Origin of the sequence: Streptomyces lancefieldiae (assembly GCF_031845825.1) — a bacterium.
Classification (GTDB): Bacteria; Actinomycetota; Actinomycetes; order Streptomycetales; family Streptomycetaceae; genus Streptomyces; species Streptomyces lancefieldiae.
This window is the reverse complement of record NZ_JAVRFH010000140.1, coordinates 1-4,596: the sequence shown is the minus strand read 5'-3', so window position 1 is coordinate 4,596 and position 4,596 is coordinate 1. Positions and strand designations below refer to the sequence as shown.

Genomic DNA, 4,596 nt, shown 5'->3' with positions numbered 1-4,596 from the left:
CGCCGCCCGTCTCGGGGTTGCCCGCTTGGGCGCAGGAGACCGCCGCCCAACGGCTCGACGCGCTGCCTGCCGTGGCCGCCATGGTCAAAGAGCTGCCGGCGTCCCTGACCGTGCAGACCGTCCACGGCGATCTGGCCTCGCCCAACCTCCTCCTGCACGGGCAGCGGGTGGCGGCATTGATCGACTTCCGGCCGCCCGCTCCCCGCAGCCCCGCCTGGGAACTCGGGCGGATCGCCCTCGACCCGCGCACCGTCCTGGCAGAGCCGGACTGGCCCACCGGCCTGGCCGAGGCGATCGCCGCCTACCGGGCAGCCAACCCGGCGCTGCCGGCCGACGAGCTCCTCGCCCTGCCCCGGATCGCCGCCGGATACCTGGCCTGCTCGGAGTATCCCCTGTCCGAGGCCGCCGATGACCCGGCCGCCGTCACGCCCGAACTCGAGGCGTACGGCCACAACCGGCAGGCGGCCATGGCCGAGCTGTGCGAGCGCCTGCCGGAAGCCGAGGAGGTGCTCCATGACCTCCTCCACTGACCCCTCCTCTCCCGGCGCCCGGCAGTCGCTGTGGCACCACCGCAACTTCCGGCTCTACCTGACCGGGCAGGCGGCCAGTGTGACCGGCAGCTCGGTCAGCAGCATGGTGATCCCCGTGCTGGCGGTGCTCGAACTCGACGCGACCACCGCCGAGGTCGCCTGGCTGACGTTCCTGTGCCAACTGCCGCCCGCACTACTGGCCTTGCACGCCGGGGCCCTCGCCGACCGCCACTCCAAGCGGAAGCAGATGATCACCGGCGATCTGGTCAGCGCCGCCGCGCTGGTCAGCGTTCCGGTGGCGGCCGTGCTGGACCGACTGTCCCTGACCCAGCTGATGGCGGTCGCGGCTGTGCAGGGCGCGGCGGGGGTGCTGCACGATGCCGCCGCGATCAGTCTCCTGCCCGGCCTGGTCGACCGGTCCCTGCTCCAGCGGAGCAACAGCCGTATCGGCAGCCTCTTCGCCGTCGCCGCCACCGCGGGCAGCAACCTCGGCGCCGCCCTGACCGCGCTCCTCGGCCCGGCCCGGGCGCTTCTCGGGGACGTCCTGTCCTACCTCGTCAGCGCCTGGTGCACCGCCCGCATCCAGGCCCCCGAAAGCCGCCGGCCGGCAACGGAAGGCCGCCGGCTGCACACCGAGATCGGTGAGGGCCTGCGCTACGTGCACGGCGACACCCGGCTGCGCACCCTGACCCTCGTCAACGCCACGACGTCGTTCGCCCTGGCGCTCCTCAATACCCTATGGGCGCTGTATCTGCTCCGGTCCCTCGCCCTGGGCGCGACCGCCTTCGGCGTAGTCCTGGGACTCGGAGCCCTGGGCGCGGCGGCCGGTGCTCTGGCGGCCCCGTCGCTCGCGGCGCGGTACGGGCCCGGGCCGATGATGCTCACCGCGCTCGCGATCACCCCCCTCACCCAGATCCCTCTGCTCCTCGCCTCCCCGGGCCTGATCTGGCAGTCCGCCATCGGTGCCGCCCTGTTCCTTCAGCTGGCCTGCGCCGGGGCCGCGGGGACCACCCAGCGCACCATTCGCCAGGCCGTCACCGACGACGGCATGCAGGCCCGGATGCAGGCCGTGAGTACCTGGCTCACCTCCGGGGCACGGCCGGCGGCCGCGCTCCTCGCCGGAGGGCTCGGCACGTGGATCGGTGTGCGCCCCACCCTGGTTGCCGGTACCTGCCTTCTCGTCGTCCCCGTCGTGGTCCTTTACCGCTCCCCGCTGCGCAGCCTGCTGGACATGCCCGGCTCACCCTCCGTGGCTTCTCCGTCAGCGGAGGCCATGCCACCTCCGACGCCGTCTCAGCCGATCGTCCCGATCCCGCAGTCGCCGTAGATGTGCGGCACGACCGCTCTGAGGAAGGTGGCCCGTGAACACGAGCCTGTATACGGCCCCTGGCCCACAGCCGTCATCCGCAAACCCTCCGCCGGACGCGCCCCTCGCCCAGCTGCTGCATCCCGTCCCACACGTCCCGAGGTGATCACGTGCCGCCGTCCCGCTCTCACATCCGCGCGACCATCGAGACCTATCTCAGCCGACATGCCGAGGAACGAGATGCCCAGGCAGGGCTGTTGGCCGTCCTGGACGGCGCCGAGAAGCCGTCCAGCCGCGTCACGCTACCCGGGCACGTGACCTGCAGCGCCGTGGTCATCGACCGCGACCGCCGGGTGCTCCACATCGGCCATCGGACGACAGGGCTACGACTTTGCCCCGGCGGCCACGTTGAGGAGGAGGACCGTACGCTCCTGGCTGCGGCCGTGCGCGAGGTGTGCGAAGAGGCGGGGCTGCGCCCCGGCGACCTGTGCCTGACCCCGCAGTTCCTCGACGAGCCGATCGACGTAGACGTACATGACATCGACGCCAACCAGGCCAAGGGCGAACCCGCCCACCAGCACTTCGATTTCCGCTTCGTCTTCTACCTCGCTGCCGCGCAGCCGCCGGCGCTGGCGCTGCAGGATGAGGAAGTCGCCGACGCGCAGTGGCTCCCGTTCGCCGATGTGCGCTCCCCTACGCTGCGGGCCAAGCTCCTGGGCGCCGAAGCGGAGGGCCTCGACGGACAGCCGGAGCCCGTCAACGCCAGCGCCTTGATCTACGACAAGGCCGGCCGGTACCTGCTCCATCTGCGCGATGACCGGGATGGCATCTGGGAGCCGTGGACGTTCGCCCTCCTCGGGGGTGGACGTGAACCAGGCGATTCCTGTCTGGAAGCCACGTTGCGCCGGGAGCTCGCCGAGGAAGCGCCCGGGCTGGAACCGGCCGGCCTGACGCCGTACGCCGTGGAGGAGGCCACCAGCGTCGACGGCCTGGCGGTGCCCATCGCGGTCTACGCGGGCTGCTGGAACGGTGATGCAGACGCGGTGGACCTGCGCGAAGGTGTCCTCCTGAAGTGGTTCACCCCCGAGACCCTCGACCGGCTCCGGCTCAGCCCCGGACTCGGCGACCTGATCCGCCGCCACGCGGCCGAACACCCCGTCGTCGAAGTTCCGGAGGCTGCTCGTCCAGCGCCCGGCGAGGCCCCGGCCGGGACCGTGCTGCACGTCGTCGGCGTGCACCTCCACCTGGAGCACGAGGGCAAAGGTCCTGCTGGGACTGCGGCATCCGGACTCGGCGTACGCGGGCGGATCATGGCACGCCCTCGCCGGACACCTGGAGGCGGAGGCAGCGACCGCCGGTCTTGCCCGCGAGGCGTTCGAGGAGGCCGGGCTGGTCATCGATCCGGCCGACCTCGAGCTCGTCCACACGGTACACACGGTGGACCCTGGAGCCCGGCCGAGAATCCAGCTCTTCGTCCGCCCCCGCCACTGGGAGGGCACGCCCGAGAAACGCGAACCCGACCGGTGCCTCGCCTGGGAATGGTGGGACGCGAAGGATTTGCCGGAGGCGATCGTCGCCTACACCCGTGTCGCGATCGAGGGCATCCAAGCCGGCCGCTCCTACAGCGAGCTGGGATGGTCCCGGTGAGCGGCTTCACGGCGGCTCACGCCGCCCCTTCGCGCGGCCCGCAGGGCCGCTTGCTGCAGGCGTCTGGGGCCCGCCGCCTGACCGTCGTGCCCGTTGCGCCGGCGCCTTGCTGTCCATCCCGTCAGGAAGAGGGCCGTCATGTCTGCTGACCTGTCCACCACGACAGGTGCCCGGCGTGCCGCGATGGTGGAGCGCCTGGAGGCCGACGGCGTGTTGACCGATGTCCGGCTGCGCGAGGCGCTGCTGTCGGTGCCGCGGGAGGTGCTGCTTCCCCACGCGTACGTACGGGTGAGCGATCCGGGCGCCGAGCCGATCGAGTGGCGTCTGCTCGACGGCGCGCATCCGGACGACCGGGAGGAGTGGCTCGACCTGATCCACAGCGGTGAGTCGGTCCTGCTGCAGCGCGACGGGGAGCCGCTTGACGCGCTCGAACGCGGGCCGGTGACCGGCGGGCACATGACGTCGATGTCGACATACGGCCTGGCCACCGTCGAAGCTCTTCAGACGCTGCAACTGGCCCCGGGGCAGCGGTACCTGGAGCTCGGCTCGGGCCCGGGAGTCACCCTTGCGCTTGCCGCCGCCGTCACCGGCCCCTGCCTCGCCGTCGGCGTCGAACGGGACGGCCGCATGGCCGCCTTCGCCCAGCACAATCTCGACCAGGTCGGTCTGGGCGCGACGGTCGTGGAGGGCGATGCTCTCGACGGGCACCCGGCGGGAGGAGCGTTCGACCGGATCCACTCCGGCATCGGCGTGCCGTGTGTCCCGCGGGCGTGCGGCGGCGGGAGGCCGCACGGGGTGTCCGCATCGTCTTGGCGGCCTTGCACCGTGCGGAAGGCTCCTGCTGGCAAGAGCGCTGGCACAGCGGCGGCTGGGACCAGGCCCCGGACCTGGCGACCTTGTTCGGCGACTCCGTACGTGCGAGTGCCTTCAAGAGCGGCGAGATCATGCATGGACTGGGCGTCTTGCTCTGCTTGGACGTCGTCCGTCCGTCTTATGACTGGCTCGGCCGGTTCCGCTTCACCGCGGGGTTCGAGCGACTGCGCCAGCTCCGGGATGCCGAGTTCTTCGCCGCCGTCCATGAAGCGTGCCAGGTACGGAAGGTCACCCGAGTAC

General features: G+C 71.7%; 4 protein-coding genes and 1 pseudogene. All 5 read left to right on the top strand.

Annotation, left to right across the window (positions count from 1 at the left end; translation table 11 throughout):
• Positions 1 to 530, top strand: a 530-nt coding sequence (locus tag RM812_RS40710) for a phosphotransferase (RefSeq protein ID WP_311585841.1), incomplete at its 5' end; no start/stop codon positions are given.
• A complete protein-coding gene (locus RM812_RS40705; protein WP_311585839.1) occupies positions 514 to 1,857 on the top strand; it encodes an MFS transporter in 1,344 nt (447 codons plus the stop codon). The genes RM812_RS40710 and RM812_RS40705, both read left to right, overlap by 17 nt.
• A 149-nt stretch (positions 1,858 to 2,006) precedes the next feature.
• Positions 2,007 to 2,912 (top strand): annotated as a pseudogene (locus RM812_RS40700) (NUDIX hydrolase); the annotation flags it as partial.
• Between the two features lie 100 nt (positions 2,913 to 3,012).
• The gene (locus RM812_RS40695) at positions 3,013 to 3,483 is read left to right on the top strand and encodes an NUDIX hydrolase (RefSeq protein WP_311585843.1); all 471 of its coding nucleotides are present in this window, start codon (positions 3,013 to 3,015) and stop codon (positions 3,481 to 3,483) included.
• A gap of 138 nt (positions 3,484 to 3,621) precedes the next feature.
• A partial coding sequence (locus RM812_RS40690; RefSeq protein WP_394816603.1) for a protein-L-isoaspartate O-methyltransferase family protein occupies positions 3,622 to 4,596 on the top strand: 975 nt, incomplete at its 3' end.